Origin of the sequence: Brevibacterium sp. H602, assembly GCF_051172395.1 — a bacterium.
In the GTDB taxonomy this organism is placed as follows: Bacteria; Actinomycetota; Actinomycetes; order Actinomycetales; family Brevibacteriaceae; genus Brevibacterium.
In genome coordinates this window covers 116,969-139,121 of the sequence record NZ_JBPIZD010000009.1, presented here as the reverse complement: position 1 = coordinate 139,121, position 22,153 = coordinate 116,969, and the positions used below count along the sequence as shown (strand labels likewise).

The 22,153-nt window shown below is 66.9% G+C and carries 18 protein-coding genes; 8 read left to right on the top strand and 10 right to left on the bottom strand.

Features of this window, described 5'->3' with window-relative positions:
• Window positions 1-302 precede the first annotated feature (302 nt).
• Together ACSBQT_RS08850 and gndA are read right to left on the bottom strand one after the other, a co-directional pair.
• Window positions 303-1,445 carry an alanine--glyoxylate aminotransferase family protein gene (locus ACSBQT_RS08850; protein ID WP_410708420.1) on the bottom strand — a complete coding sequence of 381 codons (1,143 nt, stop codon included), beginning with the start codon at window positions 1,443-1,445 and terminating at the stop codon, window positions 303-305.
• Between the two features lie 152 nt (window positions 1,446-1,597).
• The gene (gene gndA / locus ACSBQT_RS08845; RefSeq protein ID WP_435001609.1) at window positions 1,598-3,040 is read right to left on the bottom strand and encodes an NADP-dependent phosphogluconate dehydrogenase; all 1,443 of its coding nucleotides are present in this window, start codon (window positions 3,038-3,040) and stop codon (window positions 1,598-1,600) included.
• Between the two features lie 124 nt (window positions 3,041-3,164).
• Here gndA and ACSBQT_RS08840 point away from each other — a divergent pair, with 124 nt between their 5' ends.
• Window positions 3,165-3,677, top strand: coding sequence for a gluconokinase (locus ACSBQT_RS08840; RefSeq protein ID WP_410708422.1), 513 nt, complete (start codon window positions 3,165-3,167; stop codon window positions 3,675-3,677).
• 50 nt (window positions 3,678-3,727) lie between these two features.
• Entirely contained in the window at window positions 3,728-5,131 is a 1,404-nt protein-coding gene (locus ACSBQT_RS08835; protein WP_435001607.1) for a GntP family permease, read from the top strand.
• A 62-nt stretch (window positions 5,132-5,193) separates the two neighbouring features.
• On the opposite strand, the gene ACSBQT_RS08830 is transcribed toward ACSBQT_RS08835, so the two are convergent.
• The 3 genes from ACSBQT_RS08830 to rsmA are packed head-to-tail and all read right to left on the bottom strand — an operon-like array spanning window position 5,194 to window position 7,873.
• Window positions 5,194-5,967 (bottom strand): FadR/GntR family transcriptional regulator, encoded by a 774-nt coding sequence (locus tag ACSBQT_RS08830; protein WP_435001604.1) that lies wholly within the window; start codon window positions 5,965-5,967, stop codon window positions 5,194-5,196.
• 2 nt (window positions 5,968-5,969) lie between these two features.
• The gene (locus tag ACSBQT_RS08825) at window positions 5,970-6,917 is read right to left on the bottom strand and encodes a 4-(cytidine 5'-diphospho)-2-C-methyl-D-erythritol kinase (RefSeq protein WP_435001602.1); all 948 of its coding nucleotides are present in this window, start codon (window positions 6,915-6,917) and stop codon (window positions 5,970-5,972) included.
• Entirely contained in the window at window positions 6,914-7,873 is a 960-nt protein-coding gene (gene rsmA / locus ACSBQT_RS08820; RefSeq protein ID WP_435001600.1) for a 16S rRNA (adenine(1518)-N(6)/adenine(1519)-N(6))-dimethyltransferase RsmA, read from the bottom strand. The genes ACSBQT_RS08825 and rsmA overlap by 4 nt, the downstream gene beginning before the upstream one ends.
• 184 nt (window positions 7,874-8,057) lie before the next feature.
• Here rsmA and ACSBQT_RS08815 point away from each other — a divergent pair, with 184 nt between their 5' ends.
• The 3 genes from ACSBQT_RS08815 (at window position 8,058) to ACSBQT_RS08805 (ending at window position 11,462) form a co-directional block, all read left to right on the top strand.
• Window positions 8,058-9,275: a class I SAM-dependent methyltransferase gene (locus tag ACSBQT_RS08815; protein ID WP_435001598.1), complete on the top strand. Its 1,218-nt coding sequence runs from the start codon at window positions 8,058-8,060 to the stop codon at window positions 9,273-9,275.
• 46 nt (window positions 9,276-9,321) lie between these two features.
• Window positions 9,322-10,155 carry a sulfurtransferase gene (locus ACSBQT_RS08810; RefSeq protein ID WP_435001596.1) on the top strand — a complete coding sequence of 278 codons (834 nt, stop codon included), beginning with the start codon at window positions 9,322-9,324 and terminating at the stop codon, window positions 10,153-10,155.
• A gap of 407 nt (window positions 10,156-10,562) precedes the next feature.
• Window positions 10,563-11,462 carry a C40 family peptidase gene (locus tag ACSBQT_RS08805; RefSeq protein ID WP_435001594.1) on the top strand — a complete coding sequence of 300 codons (900 nt, stop codon included), beginning with the start codon at window positions 10,563-10,565 and terminating at the stop codon, window positions 11,460-11,462.
• 194 nt (window positions 11,463-11,656) lie between these two features.
• Here ACSBQT_RS08805 and ACSBQT_RS08800 read toward each other — a convergent pair whose 3' ends face one another.
• From ACSBQT_RS08800 to ACSBQT_RS08780, 5 genes are all read right to left on the bottom strand, one after another.
• Window positions 11,657-13,294, bottom strand: coding sequence for a glycoside hydrolase family 3 N-terminal domain-containing protein (locus ACSBQT_RS08800; RefSeq protein WP_435001592.1), 1,638 nt, complete (start codon window positions 13,292-13,294; stop codon window positions 11,657-11,659).
• 38 nt (window positions 13,295-13,332) lie between these two features.
• Window positions 13,333-14,877 (bottom strand): mannitol dehydrogenase family protein, encoded by a 1,545-nt coding sequence (locus ACSBQT_RS08795; protein ID WP_435001590.1) that lies wholly within the window; start codon window positions 14,875-14,877, stop codon window positions 13,333-13,335.
• The gene (locus tag ACSBQT_RS08790; RefSeq protein WP_410708434.1) at window positions 14,874-15,827 is read right to left on the bottom strand and encodes a carbohydrate ABC transporter permease; all 954 of its coding nucleotides are present in this window, start codon (window positions 15,825-15,827) and stop codon (window positions 14,874-14,876) included. Before ACSBQT_RS08790 ends, ACSBQT_RS08795 begins: the two co-directional genes overlap by 4 nt.
• Entirely contained in the window at window positions 15,824-16,765 is a 942-nt protein-coding gene (locus tag ACSBQT_RS08785; RefSeq protein ID WP_410708435.1) for a carbohydrate ABC transporter permease, read from the bottom strand. Before ACSBQT_RS08785 ends, ACSBQT_RS08790 begins: the two co-directional genes overlap by 4 nt.
• A gap of 93 nt (window positions 16,766-16,858) precedes the next feature.
• Window positions 16,859-18,217 carry an ABC transporter substrate-binding protein gene (locus ACSBQT_RS08780; RefSeq protein ID WP_435001587.1) on the bottom strand — a complete coding sequence of 453 codons (1,359 nt, stop codon included), beginning with the start codon at window positions 18,215-18,217 and terminating at the stop codon, window positions 16,859-16,861.
• A gap of 130 nt (window positions 18,218-18,347) precedes the next feature.
• Between ACSBQT_RS08780 and ACSBQT_RS08775 the strand changes: the two genes are divergently transcribed.
• Genes ACSBQT_RS08775 through ACSBQT_RS08765 form a run of 3 tightly spaced genes read left to right on the top strand, consistent with a single transcriptional unit; the run spans window position 18,348 to window position 22,143 of the window.
• Window positions 18,348-19,358 (top strand): sugar-binding domain-containing protein, encoded by a 1,011-nt coding sequence (locus tag ACSBQT_RS08775; protein WP_435001585.1) that lies wholly within the window; start codon window positions 18,348-18,350, stop codon window positions 19,356-19,358.
• Entirely contained in the window at window positions 19,355-21,040 is a 1,686-nt protein-coding gene (locus ACSBQT_RS08770) for a xylulokinase (protein WP_435001583.1), read from the top strand. Before ACSBQT_RS08775 ends, ACSBQT_RS08770 begins: the two co-directional genes overlap by 4 nt.
• Before the next feature lie 5 nt (window positions 21,041-21,045).
• Entirely contained in the window at window positions 21,046-22,143 is a 1,098-nt protein-coding gene (locus tag ACSBQT_RS08765) for an ABC transporter ATP-binding protein (RefSeq protein ID WP_264799354.1), read from the top strand.
• The last annotated feature ends 10 nt before the right edge of the window (window positions 22,144-22,153 follow it).

Sequence of the window (22,153 nt, the reverse complement as noted above, 5' to 3'; positions counted from 1 at the left end):
ATCGCTCACCGCTGGGCGAACGAGGGCGTCTGAGCGTCCCCGCCATAAGGCACTCGAGTGTTCAGAGCGTCCCTCACCCTCGGCGCCACAACATACAGTCAGCGCCATAACCCCTCGTTGCAGCGGGAGGTTATGGCGCTGACTGTATGTGCTGCGACTACCGGTAGGCAGAGACGCTAGCGGTGAGTGATGCTTCCCGGCGTTCTGCCTGTAGGCAGTGCCGGTTACGGTGCGTGATGCTCGGCAACTGCGCGACTGCGTGTGGGCAGTTGTTCTGGCCGCGCGGGGTCGCCCGTGAGCGCTCAGGCTTCTGCGGTCACGCCGATCGAGTCGAGAGCGGCCTCGAGGCGCGCGATCGTGCCGTCGATGTCGCCGAGCTTGTCGAGACCGAACAGGCCGATGCGGAAACTCGAGAAGTCCTCGGGCTCATCGCACTGCAGCGGCACGCCGGCAGCGATCTGCACACCGACTTCCTTGAAGCTGGCACCGGTCGCGAGCTTCGGGTTGTCGGTGTGGACGACGACCACGCTCGGCGAGGCGAACTCAGGCGCAGCCACCGAGGGCAGTCCGCGTTCGGCGAAGACCGCGCGCACGCGCTCTCCGAGTTCGGCCTGCGCGGCGGCGAGCTTATCGAAGCCGCGCTCCTCGCTCTCGGCCATGAGTTTGGCATTGTGCGCCAAGGCATCGGTGGGCATCGTCGCGTGGTACGGCGCACGGCCGGCTTCGTATTCGTCGGCGATGAACAGCCACTTCTTCAGATCCATCGCGAAGCTCGTCGAGGTGGAAGCCTCGACGGCGGCACGGCCGGCCTTGCTGAGCATGACGTAGCCGGCGCACGGCGATCCGCTCCACCCCTTCTGCGGAGCGGAGATGAGCACATCGACACCGAGGTCGGTCATCGACGCCCACACCGCACCCGAGGCGATGCAGTCGAGAACGAAGATTCCGCCGACCGAGTGCACAGCCTCGGCAACCTGGCGAACGTAGTCATCGCGCAGCAACATGCCCGAGGCGGTCTCGACGTGGGGAGCGAACACGACGGAGGGCTTCTCGCGCTCGATGGCGGCGACCACCTCGGCGACGGGGGCCGGCGACCACGGCGACTGGTGCTCGGAGCTGTCCGGGGAGGCCTTGAGCACGGTCGTCTCCGAGGCGATGGCTCCGGCGTCGAGGATCTGCGACCAGCGGAAGGAGAACAGACCGTTGCGCACGATCAGCGCCTTCTTGCCGGTGGCCAGCTGACGTGCCACGGACTCCATGGCGTAGCTGCCGCCGCCGGGGACGATGGCAGCGGAATCGGCATCGTAGGCCGAGCGCAGGATCCGGTTGATCTCCTGCATCACGGACACGAACCGCTGCGACATGTGGTTGAGCGATCGGTCGGTGAAGACCACCGAGTATTCGAGCAGTCCGTCTGGGTCAACATCTTCGTGTGGCAAAGTCATGGCTCTAACATATCGACAGTCCGCCATCCGGGCCACCAGAGTCGATCAGTGAGACCGCAGCGACCGTCGCCGAGGCGGCAGAAGGTCGGTTTCGCCCCGAACCGAGGCGGCCCTGTCGTTGGAGTCCCCCGTCACCGAGGCGGCCCGGTCGTTCAGAGCTCGACTTCGCTGCGATCCCCCGACCACAGGGTATGGAAGATTCCGGGACGGTCGGTGCGCGCGTAGGTGTGCGAACCGAAGCGATCGCGTTGGGCCTGGATGAGGGCGGCACTGCCCGCCTCGGTGCGCAGTCCGTCGAAGTAGGCCAGCGTCGAGGACAGTCCCGGCACGGCGATTCCGTGACCGATGGCCTCGACCACGGTCGTCCGCAGGGATTCCTGGCAGCGGTCGGCGACCTCGCGGACGAAGTCGGCGGCCAGCAGGTTCTCGGGCGGAGTCGGTACGTCGAAGGCCTCGACGATGCGATCGAGCAGGCGGGCCCTGATGATGCACCCGGCCCGCCAGATTCCGGCGAGCGCCCCGAGGTCGATGTCCCATCCGTGTTCGGCTGCCCCGACCGCGATCTCGTGGAAGCCCTGGACGTAGGCCATCACCTTGCCCAGCAGCAGGGCCTTGCCGATCTCCTCGATGCGAGCCGCACGATCGTCTGCCGACGGCGACGGCGATTCGGCGCGGTGACGGGGACCGGCCAATCGGAGTCCCTGAGCGCGCAGATCAACCGCGGATGAAAGCGAACGGGCGAAGACCGCCTCGGCGATGGTGGGCACCGGAACCCCGAGATCGAGGCCGACCTGCGCCGTCCACGCACCCGTGCCCTTGGCCTTCGCGGCATCGGCGACGATGTCGACGAACGGCCGTCCCGTCGCCTCATCGACATGGGCGAGGACGTCGGCGGTGATCTCGACGAGGTAGGACTCGAGCTCTCCGGTGTTCCAGTCGGCGAAGACTTCGGAGATCTCTGCCGGTGTCATTCCCAGGCCGTCGCGCAGGAGGGTGAAGGCCTCGCTGATGAGCTGCATATCGGCGTATTCGATGCCGTTGTGGACCATCTTGACGAAATGGCCGGCCCCGTCGGTGCCGATGTGATCGACGCAGGCTTCGTCTCCGGCCTTCGCAGCAATGGGTTCGAGCAGGGGACGCAGGCGCTGCCATGCGGTCTCCGATCCGCCGACCATGAGGGAGGGTCCGAGCAGGGCGCCGACCTCTCCCCCGGAGATGCCGACCCCAGCGAATTCGATCCCGGTGCCCTCGAGTCGGGCCCCGCGGGCGATCGTGTCCCGGAAGTGGGAGTTGCCGCCGTCGACGATGATGTCTCCGGGCGCGAACGCCTCGGCGAGATCGCCGATCGCCGCATCCGTGGCGCCTCCGGCATTGACCATGAGGATCGCCACCCGCGGTTCGGTGAGCTTTCCGGCCAGGTCGGCCGGGTCGGCGGCGACGAGGAAGTCCGCCTCAGGAAAGTCCGCAGCGAGACTCCGGGCGCGCTCGACGTCGCGGTCGTAGATGGCCACTCGGCGGCCCGATTCACGGGCGAGGTTGCGGGCGAGATTCGACCCCATCACGCCGGTTCCGATCACCGCGACATCGGCCTTCATGAGCATTCCTCTTCCCTGTGATCAGCAGTGTTGACAGTCGCTTCCCACCAGCACTACGGTGCTATAAATCTGTTTTAATAACTGATTATAGATATTTCTTCATATTTTATCGAGAGGTTCGGTAATGGGTCACAGCCCTTTCCTTCCACCGCTCGTCATCATGGGTGTCTCGGGAACCGGCAAAACCGTCCTCGGCGCACAGGTGGCGCACGCCCTCGACCGTCGATTCGTCGACGCCGACGATCTGCACTCCACGGCGAACAAAGCGAAGATGAATTCCGGGGTGCCGCTCACGGATGAGGATCGCTCCCCCTGGCTCGAGCGCGTCGCCGTCGAAGCCGCCCGGTCCCCAGCCCCGGTCATCGCGTGCTCGGCGCTCAAGCGCACCTACCGTGACCTGCTGCGCAGGGCGGCACCCTCATTGGTCTTCATCCACCTCGACGGTCCTCGCGAGGTCATCGCCGACCATCTGGCCCGACGTGACCACGAGTTCATGTCCCCGGATCTGCTCGATTCGCAGCTGGCCACCCTCGAACCTCTCGCCGCCGAGGAAGCTCATGCCACCGTCGACGTCGACCAGTCGATTCCCGAGGTTCTGGATGCCATCCTCGACTCCGTGAAGCGGCTGAACGCATGATCGTCCCGTCCACCGTCCGCCCATCCACCTGACCTCAAGGAAGAGGAACAATGAACGAACTCGAATTGGCCTGGACTCTGTCGACTCCGGCCCTGCTGGGAATCGCGGCCGCGGCCATCGCCGTGCTGCTCCTGCTCATCATCAAGGCACGCGTCCACGCCTTCATCGCCCTCGTCATCGTCTCCGTGATCACGGCGCTGGCCGCCGGCATCATGCCCGGCGACCTCATCGACGTCCTCTACGACGGCTTCGGATCCACCCTGGCCACCGTGGCCCTGCTCGTCGGGCTCGGTGCGATGCTCGGACGGATGCTCGAACTCTCCGGCGGCGCCGAGGTGCTCACCGACGCTCTCATCCGTCTTTTCGGTGAGAAACGAGCACCCTTCGCCCTCGGTGTGACCTCTCTGCTCTTCGGCTTCCCAATCTTCTTCGATGCCGGGCTCGTCGTCATGCTGCCGATCATCTTCACGATCGCACGCCGCCTCGGCGGATCTCTGCTGCTCTACGCGATGCCTGCGGCCATGGCGTTCTCCGCTATGCACATCTTCGTGCCCCCGCACCCCGGCCCGGTCGCGGCATCCGGACTGCTCGGCGCGAACGTCGGACTCGTCCTCATCTGCGGAATCATCATCGCCATCCCAGCCTGGTATCTCACCGGATACCTGTTCGGACTCATCATCGGAAAGCGCATCGACGTCGCCGTCCCCACGGTGCTCTCGGCCGGAAAGGACGACTCGTACGCCGATTTCGCCTCACGTCCGAAACTCGGCCACGTCATCTTCCTCCTCGTCCTGCCGCTCGTGCTCATCTTCTTCAACACCGGACTGAACTTCGCTGGTGAGGCCGGGTGGGTCGATATCGAATCGGTGTTCATCAGCTCCCTGCGGCTGCTCGGCGAGACCCCGATCGCCCTGCTCATCACCGTCGTCATCGCCATGTGGCTGCTCGGGTGGAAGCAGAGGAAGGACCATTCGCTCATCGAGTCCGTCGTCGACTCAGCCCTCGGCCCGGTGTGCTCGATCATCCTCATCACCGGTGCCGGCGGAATGTTCGGCGGAGTGCTGCGCGCCAGCGGCATCGGCGATTCCCTCGCCGATTCACTGTCCGCCCTCGGCCTGCCCGTCATCGTCGCCGGCTTCGTCATCGCCGCGATCGTGCGCATCGCACAGGGTTCGGCCACCGTGGCGCTGACGACAGCGGCGGCGCTCGTCCAGCCCATCGTCGTCGGCAACCCGGACTTCTCGAACCTGCAGGTCGTGGCGATCGTGCTGTCGCTGGCCGCCGGTTCGGTCTTCGCCAGCCACGTCAACGATTCCGGCTTCTGGCTGGTCTCCCGCTTCTTCGGTATGGATACGAAGACGACGCTGAAGACCTGGACCGTCGCCGAGACGCTGCTCGGAACCGTTGGATTCCTCCTCAGCCTCGCCCTCTACGGAGTCGTCAGCCTGTTCTGAAGCCGGTGTTCAGCCGCCCGGGTGCCTGAGTGCTCAGCCGCCCGGGCGCCTCGGCACCTTCGTCAATTGCTGGGGTGCCGGGGTTCGTCGGCCCAGACGGTGCCCATCTCCGCATCGGCCTTGGCCACGATCTTCGTCATCGCGTCCTTCGCCCGGGTCGGGTCCTGTCCGCCGATGGCATCGGCGACGTCGAAGTGCCATTGCAGGGCATCCGGGTGGGGGAACTTCGGCATCAGTCCCGCTCCGGTGCGACCGGCGAGGATCTCACCGATGACGGTGTCGAAGGCGGCGAAGAGCTCGTTGCCTCCGGCGCCGAGCACTGCGCGGTGGAATTCCACATCGGCTTCGAGGAACGCTTCGACATCGCCCTGCCTGCCCGATGCTCGCATGCGGGCGGCCAGGCCCATGATCTCCTCGGCCACTTCCGCCGGAGCATGTTGGGCGGCCAGTCCGGCTGCTTCGGGTTCGATGGCCACTCGCAGTTCCGTCAGCGACCGCAGCTGCCTGGCCGGAGCCTCGGTCATCCTCCAGCGGATGACGAGCGGGTCGAGCAGCATCCATTCGCTCATGGCGAGCACGACGAGGCCGACTCGACGGATCGGCTGCAGCATGCCGAGGGATTCGAGGACTCGGACGACTTCGCGCACCACCGACAGCGACACGTCGTAGCGGGCCCGCAGATCTTCGGCCTTGATGATCGTCCCGGCGGCGAGCCGTCCGGCGACGATGTCCTGTCCGACCTGGTCGCGCAGCGTCTCATGGAGGTTGCCGCGGTTCTCTGCGCCCGATTTCGGACTGGCGGCCGCCTCGGCGGGGGTGTGATTCTCCTCGACCACGGTCAGCTGCCGTCCACGATATGTGCTCCGGGGGCGGGGCCGGTGGTGCGCAGCGCTTCGTTGACGCCTCGTGTGGCCTGCAGGAGCACGGCGAGGTCGAGGGCGTGGTGGGCGTCGCGGGCGAGGAAGCCGATCGTCGGCCCTGACCCGCTGAGCAGGGGCAGGACGGCTCCGGCCTCCCGGCCGGCCTCCATCACCTCGGCGATTTCGGGCATGAAGGACACGGCCGCCTCGGTGAGGTCGTTCGCCGCGGATTCCGCGAGCGCGTCCGGTTCGCCGGCGGCAAGCGCCGTGAGCACCTGATCGGGGACGGTCGCGGGTGCCGGTTCGGGGTTGAGTTCGTCGAAACGGGCGTAGACGTCCGGGGTGGGCAGGGGCGACGCCGAGGTGGCCATCACCCAGTGGAAGGTTCCGCGGGTGAGCACGGGGCTCAGCTTCTCCCCGCGACCGTGGCCGATGGCCGTGCCCCCGCGCAGGAGGAATGCGACGTCGGCTCCGACGGCGACCGCGCATTCGTGGAGGATCGTCTCATCGACTCCGCCGACGAGGTGGGCGGCTCCGACGAGGGCGGCTGCCGCGTCGGCCGATCCCCCGCCCATTCCGCCGGCCACGGGCACCTGCTTGTCGATGACGATGTCGAGGTCGCGCAGCACGTCGACGTCACGGTCGCCTTCGAGGGCGGCGATGAGGAGGTCGACGGCGCGTCTGGCGAAGTTCGAGTCATCATGTGGGACCGCGGCATCTGCGTAGCGGCCCTGGACGATGATCGTTCGTGTCCCGCCCGGAATGAGGGTGAGGGTCTCGCCGAGGTTGAGCGCTTGGAATACGGTCGCGAGCTCGTGATATCCGTCGTTCGCCGCACCCACACCGAGGTGGATGTTGATCTTGCCCGGCGCCTGCACTTTCACCGGGGCCGGGATCGTCGTGCGCGGGTGCAGCGGGGTGGTCATGGCGAGGGGTCCTCGGCGGGCGGGGCCGGTGCGGAGGCGTCGCTGACGGAGGAGTCACCGGCTCCGTTTCCGTCGACGGCAACGGCGGCGAGGCGTTCGAAGTCGGCGACGGTGAGTGCCTCACCGCGGGTCTTCGGGTCGATTCCGGCCGCCGTCAGGAGGTCTTCGGACTGCTGGGGGCTGCCGGCCCAGCCGGATAGGGCGGCGCGCAGGGTCTTGCGGCGCTGGGCGAAGGCGGCGTCGATGAGGGTGAAGAGGCGGCTGCGCACGGCCGGGTCGCGGTCGGTGCGAGTGACGTCGATGCGGACGAGTCCGGAGTCGATGTTCGGGGCCGGCCAGAACACATTCTTGCCGATCTTGCCTGCCAGTTTCACGTCCCCGTACCACTGGGCCTTGACGCTGGGGACGCCGTAGGTGCGGGAGCCGGGAGCGGCGGCGAGGCGTTCGGCGACTTCGAGCTGGACCATGACGAGGACGGTGGTCAGGCTCGGGAAGGTCTCGAGGAAGTGCAGCAGCACGGGCACGGCCACGTTGTAGGGCAGGTTCGCCACGAGGGCGTCGGGTCGGTTCTCGCCGGCATCGGGCTTGTCGGTCGCGGGTTCGGTGGTGTGCTGCGGTTCTGGCAGCGTCGTGACGCGGAGTGCATCGGCGTTGACCAGCTGGAACGGGGCTTCACTGCCGGCGAACCTGTCGACGGTGCTCGGCAGCTTCTGCGCGAGCAGTTCGTCGATCTCGACCGCGGTGACCCTGTGACCTGCTTCGAGCAGGCCGAGGGTGAGCGAACCGAGTCCCGGACCGATTTCGACGACGTTCGAGTTCTCTTCGAGACCTGCGGCGGTGACGATCGAGCGCACGGTATTGGGGTCGATGACGAAGTTCTGGCCCTTCTGCTTCGTTGGGCGCAGATCGATGTCAGCGGCTAATTCGCGGATATCGCGGGCGGTCAATAACGTCACAGCCAACAACTTACCGCACCGCTCGGCTCGCACAATCACCGCAGCCGCGCGGCGGTTCGGCCGGGCCGTTGCGGTGAGGGCAGAGGGCGCGAACCCCGGCGAAGCGCGGACGGCGTGGGCACGGCTGCGGTGGGCCGCCTCGGCGAGGGGATCGCTCCACTGCGCAGACGATAGGGTGAAGCCTATGGATCCGCAGACACTGACCGAACTGCTCGACGTCGCCGTCCTCGAACGTCTCGACCGCATCGACGACCTCGCAGGCGATGAGCTCGCCCGATCCACGGCTCTGCGCAAGGAGGGCTACTCCGCCGAAGTGACCGCGGCCCTGCTCACTCAGGCTCGGCTGCGGCAGGAGGCGGCAGCGAAGCTCGGTCCCTTCGCCGAGGATATGCTCTTCACCCGTGACGGGCTGGCCCAGGCCACGCGGCTGCCGGTCGCCGCTCATCATGCGCGTCGCCTCATCGGCGACGTGGCCGAGGGCGAGTCGTTCCGCATCGCCGATCTCGGATGCGGGATCGGCGCGGACTCGGTCGCCTTCGCCGGAATGGGCGCGCAGGTCTCGGCTGTCGACGCCGACGAAGTCACCGCCGCCATCGCCGCCTTCAACCTCCGTCATCTGCCCGATGCCGCGGTCGAACACGCTCGCGCCGAGGATGTCGACCTGGATGGATTCGATGCCCTCTGGTTCGATCCGGCCCGGCGGACCATCGGCAAGGCCGACAAGCGCGGATCGACGTCCCGCATCACCGACCCCGAGGCGTTCTCCCCCTCTCTGTCGTGGGTGATCAAGCAGGCGGGTGCGGCGAAGGCGGCCGGGGTGAAGCTCGGCCCGGCACTCGACCACGACCTCGTCCCCGAGGACGCCGAAGCCCAGTGGGTCTCCCACAACGGCGAGGTCGTCGAGGTCTGCCTCTACTTCGGTGCCGCCAGGCAGCGCCCCGGCCGCGGCGCCCTCGTCATGGGCGAACGCACCCTCCTCGTCCACGAGGACAACTTGCCCGACGAGGACGAGGCGGACATCGGGGAGCTCGGGAAGTATCTGCTCGAGCCCGATGGTGCGATCGTGCGCGCCGGACTCGTTGCCGCTTTGTGCGCACCGCTGCAGGCGCGCCGGCTGCACCCGAAGATCGCTTATCTCACCACCGACGTCGAACCGAGCGGCCCGGCATCGGCAGGAGTCACCGCCTATGAGGTGATCGACGTTCTGCCCGCGAAGGTTCCGAGCCTGCGCAAGGAGCTCGTCTCCCGCGGAATCGGTTCGGTCGTGATCAAGAAACGCGGTGCCGACATCGTTCCCGACCAGGTCCGCCGCCAACTCAAACTGCCCAAGGGCGACAAAGCCACGCTCGTGTTCACTCGCCTCGGCGAGAAGCACGTCGTCCTGCTCACCCAACCGGTGTGAGCCTGTCTACCTGCCCGTGAAGATATCTGCCCCAAAGGAGATCGAATTGTCCCGCTCCGACGTTCTCATCAGTGCCGATGAACTGCTCACCCGAATGGCCGATTCCCCGGCGCCGAGGCTGCTCGACGTCCGCTGGACCCTGCCGAAGCCCGATGGCCGCGAGGACTTCGCCGCAGGACACATCCCCGGTGCCCTCTACGTCGACCTCGACACCGAGCTCGCCGACCACGGCAGCACCGATCCGACGGCCGGCCGCCACCCGCTGCCGAGCCCCGACGCCTTCCAGGAGACGGTTCGCTCCTGGGGCATCAACGAAGGCACCGAGGTCGTGGTCTATGACGACAACTCCTCGCTCGGCGCGGCCCGGGCCTGGTGGCTGCTGCGCTGGGCCGGGTTGAGCGCACGAGTCCTCGACGGCGGACTCGCCGCTTTCCGTGACGCCGGCGGGACGCTCGAAACCGGCGACTCCCCCGAGGTCACACCGAGTGCCGTGGAGATCAGTCCGGGTCGACTGCCTGTCATCGACGCCGAGGCGGCAGCCGGCTTCGATGGAGTCCTGCTTGACGCCCGCGCCGGTGAGCGCTTCCGCGGAGAGACCGAACCGCTCGATCCGCAAGCCGGTCACATCCCCGGGGCGAAGAGCGCTCCGGCCACGGACAACGTCCCCGCGGGGACGTTCCTGCCCGAAGCGCTGCTGCGCGAACGCTTCGACGACCTGGGTGCCCTCGATGGTCCCGTCGGCGTGTACTGCGGTTCGGGAGTGACCGCCTGCCACAACGCTCTTGCGCTGGCGACCCTGGGCGTCGAGGCCAGCCTCTACCCCGCGAGCTGGTCCGGTTGGTCATCCGATCCGGACCGACCGGTCGAGACCGGCGCCTGAAGCTCAGCCACCTTCGCCCGCGCACGTGATCACCCCCGCACGTGGTGACTGTTGCACGTGGTGACCGTTGCACGCGCGCGATTGCCCGCGCCGACGGCATTCTCCGGCATTCCTGGGTCGATCCACGGTGGTTTGAGCGTGGAAACCGCCGCGGATCGACCCAAGAATCACACTTCGCGAATGTCACGAAACGTTATTCAAGGCTGAGACTGCGCGCTGAATCACAGACGCAATTGGGCGGAACCGTGGCCCTCCACCAGCCATTCCTGTCAGCCCCAGCCCTCTGACCAGCAATTTTGCTCTCGAATCTGCCTGCGAATCCTTTTGTAACAAAAACGTGACATAAGATCACGAATTCGTTACAGTGGAGGACATCGTCACACTCAGGCAGGCAACGAGAGGAAATCGTGGCATCTAAGCAGCACGGCCGCCGCGCCGCGAACGCCAAGGCCAAGACACCACTGACCGAGCTGAGCGAACTGCTCGCAGCGAACTCCGGCGCATTCGGTCGCCGTGCCGCAGTCGTCGCCGCCAGCGGCGGACTGCTCACCGCAGCGGTTCTCCCCGCCGCCGGGCAGGGAGCCGACGACGAGGCGAAGGTCGCAGCCGAGTCCGAGAAGCAGGCACCGGTCGAGTTCAAGAACCAGACGCCGACCATCGATGCCGGCGGTGCCTCGAAGAAGGGCGAGCAGGAGGCTGAGGTCACCGTCGACACGGACCTCGTCACCGCCGAGGCCGCCCCCAAGCCGAAGCCCAAACCGAAGCCGAAGCCTGAGCCGAAGGAAGAGCCGGAGGAGACCGTCGCAGAGCCGGCGCCTGCCGAGGAGCCGAAGGAAGAGCCGAGCGAGAACTCCGACGACGATTCCGCCGGCACCGGCGACGAGGGCTCCGATTCGGGCGACGACGAGAGCAAGGACGACGGCGCGGATTCGGGCTCCGGGGACGTCAAGGTCCCGGACGGGTCGAAGGCCGAGCAGGTCATCGCCATCGCGAAGCAGTACGTCGGAACGCCCTACGTGATGGGTGGGACTTCACCCAGCGGCTGGGACTGCTCCGGCTACACCTCATTCGTCTACGGCAAGGTGGGCGTGGATCTTCCGCGCACGTCGTCGGCACAGAAGGGCGCCGGGCAGATCGTCTCGGCGTCCGAGGCGAAGGCCGGAGATATCATCTGGTCGCCGGGCCACGTCGGCATCTACGCCGGCGACGGCATGATGTATGACGCTGGCAACACACGAGTGAATACCAGCTACCGCAGCGTCGATTGGATGACCCAGCAGGGCGCCCAGTACATCCGCGTGCTCTGATCTCCACCCAGAACTGAATACATAAGGAATCCCCTCGCCGGCACTGCGCCGACGAGGGGTTTTCTCGTCTCCGAATCCCTGGAACTGCTGAGCCTCTCACCGAAGAGCCGGAGAAGCGAGTTCCGGACGATGTGTGCGGGATTCCCAGTTGTTCTCCGGCATGCATCGTCCGGAAGTCGCAGAGCCGGCGGTGATCACCCGCAGTCGGGAGCTTTGCCGCTGCCGTCGTATTCGGCAGGCAGCTGACCCGATGCCTCGAGGTCGCCTTTCAGCCACTTCGCCACGGCCCGCAGCGCGTATGGGTTCGAGTCGTACGCGGTCACGGCGGACTTCGCCGCGGTGCTGCGCATCGTCCACGGAGCAGCGGTGCCCACGGCCACCTCGGCGGAGGTCGACGGGCTCAGACTCACGGAGGTTCCACCGGATCCGACGGTGAGGTCCTCGGCCTCGGCTGCTTCCTTCAGTGCCGCCTTCTCCTTGTCGCTGCCGCCGACGATCGAGATCGAATCGGTCCCGGTGAAGGAGCATTCGCCCTTGAGCACGGTGAGGGACTGATCGGCGACTTCGGCGAGAACCTTCTTCGGATCCTTCGCATCCGAGTCCCCGGCCTGCACGCTCTTCTGGGCTTCGGCGGTGGCCAGCTGTGCGGCGACGACGCGTTCGGACTTCTCGACGAGGTCCTTCTTCTCAAGCGTCCCGTCCCCCATCGCCTTGACGATCGCCTTCTGCGCGGCTGCCGAATCCGGGGGCATGAGGGCGATATCGGCTCCAGCGGCGAGCGCCTTGACCGTCTCTCCGCCCTTGAGGTTCTGCGGCACGGCCTTCATGTTCAGCGCGTCCGTGGTGATGACACCGTCGTAGTCGAGGGTCTCGCGCAGCGCAGAGTACGCCTTCTTGTTCAGGGTCGCGGGCGTCGTCTTCGCATCGGGCAGCCCGATATGACCCATCATCACCATCGGCACCCCGGCCTTGACCGCGGACTTGAACGGCAGGAGATCCGTGTCCTCCATCTCCTCGATCGACTTCTCCGACACCGGCAGGCTCTCGTGCGAATCCACGCCGAGGCGGCCGTGCCCCGGGAAATGCTTCGCCGAGCTCGACACTCCACCGGACCGGTACCCCTCGACGGCGTCGGCGACGACCTCGGCGACATCCTCGTGGTCGGTGCCGCCCGAGCGGACGTTGATCGCTTTGTCCTTCGGCCCGACCGTGACGTCGGAGTCCGGAGCGAAGTCGATGGTGAAGCCCAGATCGGTGAGGTTCTGCCCCTGCACGGTCGTGGCCTCGGTGATGAGGTCGGAATCGTCGGTCGCGGCCAGGCCCATGAGCGGCGGGAACGGCAGCGCTGCTGTGCCGAGGCGTGACACCGGGCCGCCTTCCTGGTCGACGCCGATCGACACTGGCTGGCCCTTCGTCCGCGCCCCGGAGATCTGCTCAGTCAGTTCCGTGACCTGGTCCTTCGTCGGGTTCTCCTGCAGGTTGTAGCCCATGACGATGACCCCGCCGAGGTGGTTCTGCTTGATCATGTCCACCGGGGTCTGCGTGTCGGTGCCTTCCCAGGTGCCGATGATGAGGGACCCGGCCAGTTCCTCGTCGGAGAAGTCTCCGACGATGTCCGCGGCCTCGTCCTTGAAGTCGGCCGGATCGGCGTCGGCGGGGTTGTCCAGGGAGGATTCGGTCTGGGCTTCAGACTGCGCTTGGGTCTGAGAACCCGAATCGGCAGAGGACTTCTGTCCGGCCGTGGAGGATTCGGGGGCTGACGCTCCGCCGGAACAGCCGACGAGCGCGAGAGTCGTGGTCAGGGCCAGGAGGCTCAGGCGAGAACGCAACATGTCTCCATGCTAGACGTTCCCGCCTGCTCGCCGCCTGTTCACAGTTCTTCGTGGGCGGCCAGGCGGCGGGCGGTCTCTTTCGCTCCCCGTTCGTGCAGCGATGTCAGTGCCTTGAGATACGGTTCGGTGAACCTCGGCTCCTCGGCCAGCGGCCCGAAGAACTGTTCCTGCCGGACGAAGGCCAGCGGGTCCCCTCCCTGTGTCGCGGCAACCGCCTGCAGTTCGTCGGCATAGCGGTCGACGATGGTGAACCGACCGCCGGTCTCGTCATGCCCTTCGGCATACCGGGCCCACGAGGCGCAGATCGCCGCGGCCACCTCGATCGGGTGGCCCGAGGCGAGGTTGTCCTTGACGACCGGCAGCAGCCATTTGGGGATCCGGTCGGACGACTCTGCGCCGAGGCGGGCGAGGGTGTCGCGGATCTCCGGGTTGCTGAAGCGTTCGATGAGCGAGTCCTTGTAGGCGTCGAGGTCGATTCCGGGCAGCGGTGCCAGGCTCGGTGTGCCCTCTTCGTCCATGTATCGGCGCAGGTAGACGGGGATGTCCGGGTTCGCCATCGCCTCATGGGCGAAGATGTATCCGCCGAGGAGACCGAAGTACGCGAGCCCCTGATGCCCGGAGTTGAGCAGTCGCAGCTTCATATGCTCGTAGGGCTGCACATCGTCGACGACCTGGACCCCGGCCTCTTCATAGGGAGGACGGCCAGAGGTGAAATCGTCCTCGAGCACCCATTGGAAGAAGGGCTCGGCGACGACCGGCCAGGCATCGGTGACGCCCGTGTCGGCGAGCAGGTCGGCTCGGTCGCCGTCGGTGGTGGCCGGGGTGATGCGGTCGACCATCGAGTTCGGGAACGCCACTGATTCGGCGATCCACTCGGCAAGCTCGGCATCGACGAGGCGAGCGAAGGCAGAGAACATCTTCGCCGCCACATCGCCGTTCTCCGAGATGTTGTCGCACGACTGCACGGTGAACGGTGCGACTCCGGCCTCCCGCCGTGCGCGCAGAGCGGAGACGACATAGCCGAAGACGGTGGCCGGCAGCTCCCCTGCCCTTACGGCTTCGACATCGGCTGCGATCGTCGGCTCATCGGTGATGAACTCTCCGGTGATGGGGTTGACGTTGTATCCGCCCTCGGTGACGGTCAGGGAGACGATCCGGATCGCCTCATCGGTGAGCAGGTCGAGCAGTCCGGCGGGGTCGTCGGGTCCGAACCGGTAGTCGATGATCGACCCGATCACCCGACGCTCCTTGGTTCCGTCGGCGTGTTTGAGGGTCAGCGTGTACAGGTGGTCCTGGTCGGCGAGAGCATCGCGCATGGCCACGTCGTGGGGCAGCACTCCGGCCCCGATGATCCCCCAGTCGCTGGCGAGCCCAGCCTCAAGCAGGTCGTCGAGGACCATCGCCATGTGCGCGCGGTGGAATCCGCCCACTCCGAAGTGGACGATGCCGGGGCTCACGGCCGACCGGTCATAGGAGGGGACGGCGATGCCGTGGTCGGCCACCTCGGCGAGGCTCTCCGTCGTCAGGGCCAAGGAGGTCCCGCCTCGGCGAGGATCGGACGGTGCGGTGTGTGGTGCGGTCATTTGACGGCTCCCATGGACAGGCCCTGGACGAGTTTGTCCTGGGCGGCGATTCCGGCCACGAGCACGGGCACGGAGATGATGAGCGACGCCGCGCACACCTGCGACAGGAACAGTCCCTGGGAGGTGACGAAGCTGGTGAGGAACACGGGGGCCGTCGACGCCGCCGTGGAGGTGAGCACGGTGGCGAAGAGGAGTTCGTTCCACGAGAAGATGAAGCAGATCAGGGCGGTCGCGGCCAGTCCGGGCGCGGTCAGCGGCAGCAGGATCTGCATGAACACACGCGGCAGGCGGGCGCCGTCGAGTTCGGCGGCTTCGAGGACTTCGACGGGCACCTCGGCGAGGAACGAGCGCATCATCCACACCGCGATCGGCATGTTCATCGCAGAGTAGATGATGATGAGCAGCAGCCAGGTGTCGAGGATGCCGAAGGATTTCGCGACGAGGTAGACGGGCAGGAGGCCCGCGACCATCGGCAGCATCTTCGTCGACAGGAGGAAGAACAGCACGTCCGACCAGCGTTCGATGCGGCGGATCGCCAGTGAATATGCAGCCATCGTGGAGAGGACGAGGACGATGAGGGTCGAAACGATGGCGGCGACCGCGGAGTTGATGAGGAACGGCCACGGGTTCGCGCCGTTGCCGCCGCCGAAGAAGTTGACGAAGGACTCCAGCGTCAGCGGAGCGAAATAGCTCGGCGGATTCGTCGAGGCGTCGGTCTCCGCGTGCAGGCTGGTCAGCAGCATCCACAGCAGGGGTGAGACGAACAGGAGTCCGACGAACCAGGCCAACAGGCCGAGCAGGATCTTGCCCGCCCGCCCCTGGCCGGGCCGCCTCGGTGCGTTCGCCTTTCGCCGAGGCGGCTGTGCGGATCCGGGTCCGCCCGGTTCGGTCGGGGTGGGGGTCACCCCGGGTGCGGGGTGGGCGTCGACGGTGAGGTCGGGGGTGCTCATGAGTTCTCCTCCTTGAGCAGGGTCGAAGCGGTGCGCAGGGCGAAGGTCGCGGTGATGAGGGAGGCGATGACGACGATGACGCCGACGGCGGAGGCGACTCCGTAGTCCTGGGCGACGAAGAACTCCTGGTAGATGACGTACGGCAGGGTGGCGGTGCCGAGTCCTCCGGAGGTCATGGTGAAGACCATGTCGAAGTTCTGGACGATGTAGATGGTGCCCAGCAGTGCGGCGAGTTCGATGTATCGGCGCAGGTGGGGCAGGGTGATGAAGCGGAAGGTCTGCCAGGGTCCGGCGCCGTCGACGAGGGCCGCCTCGTAGACGTCCATGGGTCGTGACTGCAGTCCGGCGAGCATGATGAGCATCATGAACGGCGTCCACTGCCAGACGAGGACGATCCCGATGCCCAGCAGCGGGTTCGAGGTCATGAGGTCCGGCTGTGGGGCGTTCTCCCCGAACACGGTGGTCAGCAGTCCGTTGATGAGGCCGTACGAGGGGTTGAAGATCGCGTGCTTGAACAGCAGCGCGGCGGCGACGGGGACGACGAGGAACGGGGTGATCATCAGGGTGCGGACGAGACCGCGGCCGATGAACTTCCGATCGAGCAGCAGGGCGATGCCCAGGCCCAGCAGAGCCGAGGCCAGCACGACGCCGACGGTGAGCCCGACGGTGACGAACACGGCCTTGAGCAGGTTCGCATCGGTGAAGACGGTGACATAGTTCTGCAGCGTCCCGAAGCTGATGTCATCGGGGTAGGCGGCGTTCCAGTTCATGAACGAGATGATGATCGTGATCGCGAACGGGATCTGAGTGACGAGGATGACGAAGATCAGCGCCGGCAGCATGGGCGCGCGTTTGAGCCATCGGTCCTTGGCACGGGGTTTCGGCGGCGTGATCGGCTGCGATGCACGCTCGGCGGCTGGAGCTGACACTTCGAACATCCTTCGTCAGGTGGGTGGTGCGGTCAGGCGATGGTGCGGACGGGCCGGGGCCGCCTCGGGGAGGGCGATCGTCACCCGCCCCGAGGCGATCGGTCACTTCTTGTACTTGCCTCCGACCTTCTCGGCTTCCTTCTGGCCCTTCTCCAGGGCCGCATCGGCCGAGGTGCGACCGGCGATGGCGGAGCTGACGTCTTCGGAGATGCCCGTGGCGAGGTCCGCGAATTCGGGGATCGTCACGAACTGGACTCCCAGCGTCGGCCGCGGCTGGACTCCGGGGCTGACCGGATCGGCCGAGTTGATGGCGTCCTCGGTCTGCTGGTAGAAGGGCTTCGCGGCCTTCTGGTACTCGGGATTCTCATAGGTCGAGGTCCGCTTGCCCGCCGGCACGTGCTGCCAGCCGAGCTCTTCGGCGACGGTCTCCTCGTAGTCCTTCGACGAGGCCCAGGCGACGAACTGCTTCGCCGCGTCCTGGTTCTTGCCTGCGGCCTGGATGCCCCATGCCCAGGTGTAGAGCCAGGAGCTCGACTCCGTCTCCTTCACAGGCGCCGCGACGTAGCCGATCTTGCCCTTGACGGGAGAGTCATCGGCCTCGAGGGTTCCGGTGGCGGCCGTCGAGTCGTACCACATGGCGACTTTGCCCTGCTGCAGATTGGTCAGGCACTCGGTGTAGCCGGCCTGCGGGGCACCGGATTCGCCGTGGTCCTTGATGAGGTCGACGTAGAAGTTCGTGGCTTCCTTGAATTCCTTGGAATCGACCTGCGCGTTCCAGTCTTCGTCGAACCAGGTTCCGCCGAAGGTGTTGACCACGGTCGTCAGCGGGGCGAACATCTCGCCCCAGCCGGGCAGTCCGCGCAGGCATATGCCCTTCGTGCCCTTCTCGGCACCGTCGACCTTCGCCGCGAGCTTCGCGACTTCGTCCCAGGTCGGCTTCTCCGGCATCTCCACGCCGGCCTTGTCGAAGATGTCCGTGCGGTACATGAGGAACGAGCCCTCACCGTAGAACGGCTCACCATAGACCTGGTCGTCGACCGTCATCGACTCGGCCATCGGCGCGAGGATGTCGTCCTGGTCGAAGCCCTCGGCATCGACGACGCCTTCGTCCATGGGCGTCAGCCACTTGTTCTTCGCGTAGGTCGGGATCTCGTAGTTCGACATCGAGGCGACGTCGTAGTTGCCGGCCTGAGCGGCGAACTCCTGGCCGATCTTCGCCCGCACTTCGTTCTCCGGCAGCACGGTGTAGTTGACCTCGATGCCCGTTTCCTTGGTGAAGTGGTCGGCCGTGAGCTTCTGCAGGTCCTGCATCTGCGGGTTGTTGACCATGAGGACGTTGACTTCGTCGCCACCGCCCCCGGCCGAGCTGCCGCCGGCACCACCACAGCCGGACAATGCCAGTGCTCCCACCATGCCGATGGCCGCCCAGGTGGCTCTCCGGCCCGTGATCAGGTGTTTCATCGTTGCGCCTTCCCTCGTCCTTGCGGGATCGCAGCCCGCCGTCGGTTCGCTGCGAGAAAATCATATGAGCATCTGTGCTCATATGTGCAATACTGTGTCACGAACCAATCAGATGTGCAACACTTCACATATGAGCGAACACAAAGTCGTCGACGCCGAAGGGAGGCCCATGTCAACGGTGCCCACCGCCCGCCACCGCCGTTTCCTCGCCCAGCTGGCCCGCGATCACTACCTCGAGGGGCGGTCCAAGGTCGAGATCGGAAAGGCGAACGGACTCAGTCGGTTCCAGGTCGCCCGCCTCCTCCAAGAGGCCGTCGACACCGGAGTCGTGACCATCACCATCGAAGCCGATGCCGGTGAAGCCGACGGCCTGGCCGAGCAGGCTGCCGCAGCGCTCGGCCTCGACTCGGTCATCATCGTCGACATCCCCGACGAGACCCAGGCCTCCCAGCAGATGGGTCGAGCCGCGCTGTCGCTGGTCGGCCGCCACGCCCATGCGGGGATGCGCATCGGCCTGTCCTGGTCGCGCACCTTGGACTCCGCGGCCTCGTTCACACCGGCCCTGCCTCGCTGCACCATCGTCCAGCTCGCCGGTGCCCTCCGCTTGGAATCGCACCGTCCCAGCTCGGAGATCTTCACTCGACTGGGTCAGGATCCGGCCGTGAGCATGGTCCGCCTGCCTGCCCCGCTGCTTGTCACCGAAGCCGGAACCGCCGCTGACCTGCGGGCCCTGCCCGAGATCTCCGGAACTCTGGCCGCCGCCGATGACCTCGACCTCGCCGTGGTCTCCGTGGCATCCTGGGCCGAGGGCCTGTCCTCCGTGTGGGAGAAATGCTCCCCCGCCCAGCGTCAGGCCGGCATCGACGACGGCGCCATCGCCGAGGTTTCCGGACGGCTGTTCGCCGCCGACGGAGCCGATGTCACCACGATCGACGACCGCGTCATCGCCGTCACCCTCGATCAGCTCCGCCGCGCCACGACGACCGTCGGAGTCGCCCGCGGAGCCGAGCGCGCCCGCGCCGTCCGGGCCGCCTGTGCCGCCGGGATCCTCGATATCGCGATCATCGATCGTGCACTCGCCGATGAGATCCTCGCCGAGGCGGCCGGTACTTCCCCATCTGCAGCCGAGGGGTCCCGATGAGTGCGAATCGCAGGTTCGTCGCCGGCGTCGACTCGTCGACCCAGAGCTGCAAGGTCGTCATCGCCGACCCGGACTCCGGTGACATCATCCGCACCGGTTCGGCCCCGCACCCGCCAGGCACCGAGGTCGACCCCGAGGCGTGGTGGACGGCTCTGCATGAGGCGATCGCGGCCGCCGGCGGACTCGATGATGTCGCGGGATTGAGCATCAGCGGTCAGCAGCATGGCCTCGTCGCCCTCGACTCAGAGGGACGGGTCATCCGTGACGCCCTGCTGTGGAACGACCTGCGCAGCAAGGCCGCGGCCAGGGACCTCATCGCCGAGGTCGGGGCTGCCGACTATGTCGCACGCACCGGGATCCTGCCCGTCGCCTCATTCACCGCCGCCAAACTGCGGTGGCTGCGCGATGCCGAACCGGACAACGCCGCCCGGGTCGCCGCCGTCGCCCTGCCCCATGACTGGCTGACCTGGCGCTTCCTCGGATACGGACCCGCCGACGTCTCCGCTCGCGGTCCCGTGCTCGACGCGCTGATCACCGATGCCTCCGACGCCAGCGGCACCGCCTACTTCGACCCCTCCGCCTCCCGCTACGACCTCGACCTCTTCCAGACCGCTTTCGGTCGGCCCGCTCGTGAAGCTGCGGGATTGCCGTGCGCCGCGGATACGGACGTGGAGACGGATTCACCGGACGTAGACGGGGACGGGCGAGCCGCCTCGGCGATCATCCTTCCCCGGGTCCTCACCCCCACCGAGGCCGCCGGGCACAGCCCGGACGGAATCGTCGTGGGGCCCGGGGCCGGGGACAATGCGGCCGCGGCGCTGGGACTCGGGGTCACCTCGGGGGATCTCGTCATCTCAATCGGCACCTCGGGCACAGTCTTCGGCACCACCGACCTGACCATCGCCGATTCGACCGGCGCGGTCGCCGGATTCGCCTCGGCCGACGGCGGGCGCCTGCCGCTGGTCGCCACGCTCAACGCCGCCCGGGTCCTCGATTCGGCGGCAAAGCTGCTGCGGGTCAGCCACGACGAACTCGCGGCCCTCGCGCTGGCGTCCCGGCCGGGAGCGGACGGGCTCACGCTCGTGCCGTACTTCGAGGGCGAGCGCACCCCGAATCTGCCCGATGCCACGGCCCGCCTCGAGGGGATGACCTTGGCGAACTCCGCGGCGGAGAACGTCGCCCGTGCCTTCGTCGAGGGAATGCTGTGCGGTCTGGCCGACGGGCTCGACGCGGTGCAGGCGCAGGGGCTGGAGGCCGGACGGCTGCTCCTCATCGGCGGGGCGGCACGCAATCCTGCCGTCCGGGAGGTCGCCCGCGATATCTTCACCGTGCCCATCGACGTACCCGAACAGGCCGAATATGTCGCCATCGGGGCCGCCCGTCAGGCGGCGTGGACACTGTGTGGATCTCTGCCGGACTGGGCCGTCGAGCTCGTCGCCACTCTGCATCCGCGTCCGTCGCAAGTGCGGCAGCAGTACCGGTTCTTTGCGGCGCAGACGGCTGCACAGCAGACGGCAAACACCGTCTCGCCGGGCCACACGACGTCCGAAACAACTTCGTCAGAACCCTCTATGACCGAACGCTCATCGTCCGAGCTCTCTTCGTCCCAACGCTCATCGTCCGATCAATCACTGACCGATCACCGTGGATCTTCGGGTGCGCACGCATCCGTGAAAGGTTGAGAACAATGGCCACAGTCACCTTCGACAAGGCACTTCGTCAATACCCCGAGGCACTCAAGCCCTCCGTCGACGAGGTCAGCCTCGACATCGCCGACGGGGAGTTCCTCGTGCTCGTCGGCCCCTCGGGCTGCGGGAAGTCGACGACCCTGCGCATGCTCGCCGGGCTCGAACCCGTCGATTCCGGTCACATCCGCATCGGCGACCACGATGTCACGGACCTCTCCCCCAGGGAACGCGATATTGCGATGGTGTTCCAGAACTATGCGCTCTACCCGCATATGAGCGTGCGCGAGAACATGGCCTTTGCCCTGAAGATCGCGGGAGTCGCCAAGCAGGAACGCGATCAGCGCGTCGAGGAGGCCGCCCGCCTGCTCGACCTGGAGCCGTACCTCGACCGCAAACCGAAGGCGCTGTCCGGCGGGCAGCGACAGCGAGTGGCGATGGGGCGCGCCATCGTCCGGTCCCCGCAGGTCTTCCTCATGGACGAGCCGCTGTCGAACCTCGATGCGAAGCTGCGGGTGCAGACCCGCGCGCAGATCGCCTCCCTCACCCGCCGCCTCGGCGTCACCACCGTCTACGTCACCCACGATCAGGTCGAGGCGATGACGATGGGCGACCGGGTCGCGGTCCTCGCCGACGGCCGGCTGCAGCAGGTCGACACTCCCGCGAACCTCTACGATCGACCGGCGAACCTCTTCGTCGCAGGCTTCATGGGCTCGCCGGCGATGAACCTCGTCGACGTGCCGGTCGAGGGCACGTCGCTGCGCCTCGGCGATGTCGAGCTGTCCCTGACTGCGCAGCAGCGGGACCAGGTCACCGGTGAGACGGTCACCGTCGGCATCCGCCCGGAGGATCTGCAGGTCACCGAGACGCAAGGCCTCGAGGTCACCGTCGATCTCGTCGAGGAGCTCGGCGCCGATGCCTACGTCCACGGTCGAGCAGTCCTGGCCTCGGGCGAGAAGACGGTCGTGGCGCGTGTCGCAGGTCGGTCGACGATCCGCCGCGGGGACACCGTGCGCGTCGCTCCCGATGCTGCGCGTCTGCACCTCTTCGACACCGATTCGGGCAGCCGATTGGCCGAGGACGCACGCCGCGCCGCGTGACCGGCGGGGC

Excerpts from the sequence above, each read along its gene's own strand:
- gndA (WP_435001609.1), bottom strand. The coding sequence starts at position 3,040 with ATGAAGGCCGATGTCGCGGTGATCGGAACCGGCGTGATGGGGTCGAAT.
- ACSBQT_RS08850 (WP_410708420.1), bottom strand. The coding sequence starts at position 1,445 with ATGACTTTGCCACACGAAGATGTTGACCCAGACGGACTGCTCGAATAC.
- ACSBQT_RS08780 (WP_435001587.1), bottom strand. The coding sequence starts at position 18,217 with ATGAAACACCTGATCACGGGCCGGAGAGCCACCTGGGCGGCCATCGGC.
- ACSBQT_RS08775 (WP_435001585.1), top strand. The coding sequence starts at position 18,348 with ATGAGCGAACACAAAGTCGTCGACGCCGAAGGGAGGCCCATGTCAACG.
- ACSBQT_RS08825 (WP_435001602.1), bottom strand. The coding sequence starts at position 6,917 with ATGACCACCCCGCTGCACCCGCGCACGACGATCCCGGCCCCGGTGAAA.
- ACSBQT_RS08790 (WP_410708434.1), bottom strand. The coding sequence starts at position 15,827 with ATGAGCACCCCCGACCTCACCGTCGACGCCCACCCCGCACCCGGGGTG.
- ACSBQT_RS08800 (WP_435001592.1), bottom strand. The coding sequence starts at position 13,294 with ATGTTGCGTTCTCGCCTGAGCCTCCTGGCCCTGACCACGACTCTCGCG.
- ACSBQT_RS08835 (WP_435001607.1), top strand. The coding sequence starts at position 3,728 with ATGAACGAACTCGAATTGGCCTGGACTCTGTCGACTCCGGCCCTGCTG.
- ACSBQT_RS08765 (WP_264799354.1), top strand. The coding sequence starts at position 21,046 with ATGGCCACAGTCACCTTCGACAAGGCACTTCGTCAATACCCCGAGGCA.
- ACSBQT_RS08795 (WP_435001590.1), bottom strand. The coding sequence starts at position 14,877 with ATGACCGCACCACACACCGCACCGTCCGATCCTCGCCGAGGCGGGACC.
- ACSBQT_RS08770 (WP_435001583.1), top strand. The coding sequence starts at position 19,355 with ATGAGTGCGAATCGCAGGTTCGTCGCCGGCGTCGACTCGTCGACCCAG.
- ACSBQT_RS08840 (WP_410708422.1), top strand. The coding sequence starts at position 3,165 with ATGGGTCACAGCCCTTTCCTTCCACCGCTCGTCATCATGGGTGTCTCG.
- ACSBQT_RS08785 (WP_410708435.1), bottom strand. The coding sequence starts at position 16,765 with ATGTTCGAAGTGTCAGCTCCAGCCGCCGAGCGTGCATCGCAGCCGATC.
- ACSBQT_RS08815 (WP_435001598.1), top strand. The coding sequence starts at position 8,058 with ATGGATCCGCAGACACTGACCGAACTGCTCGACGTCGCCGTCCTCGAA.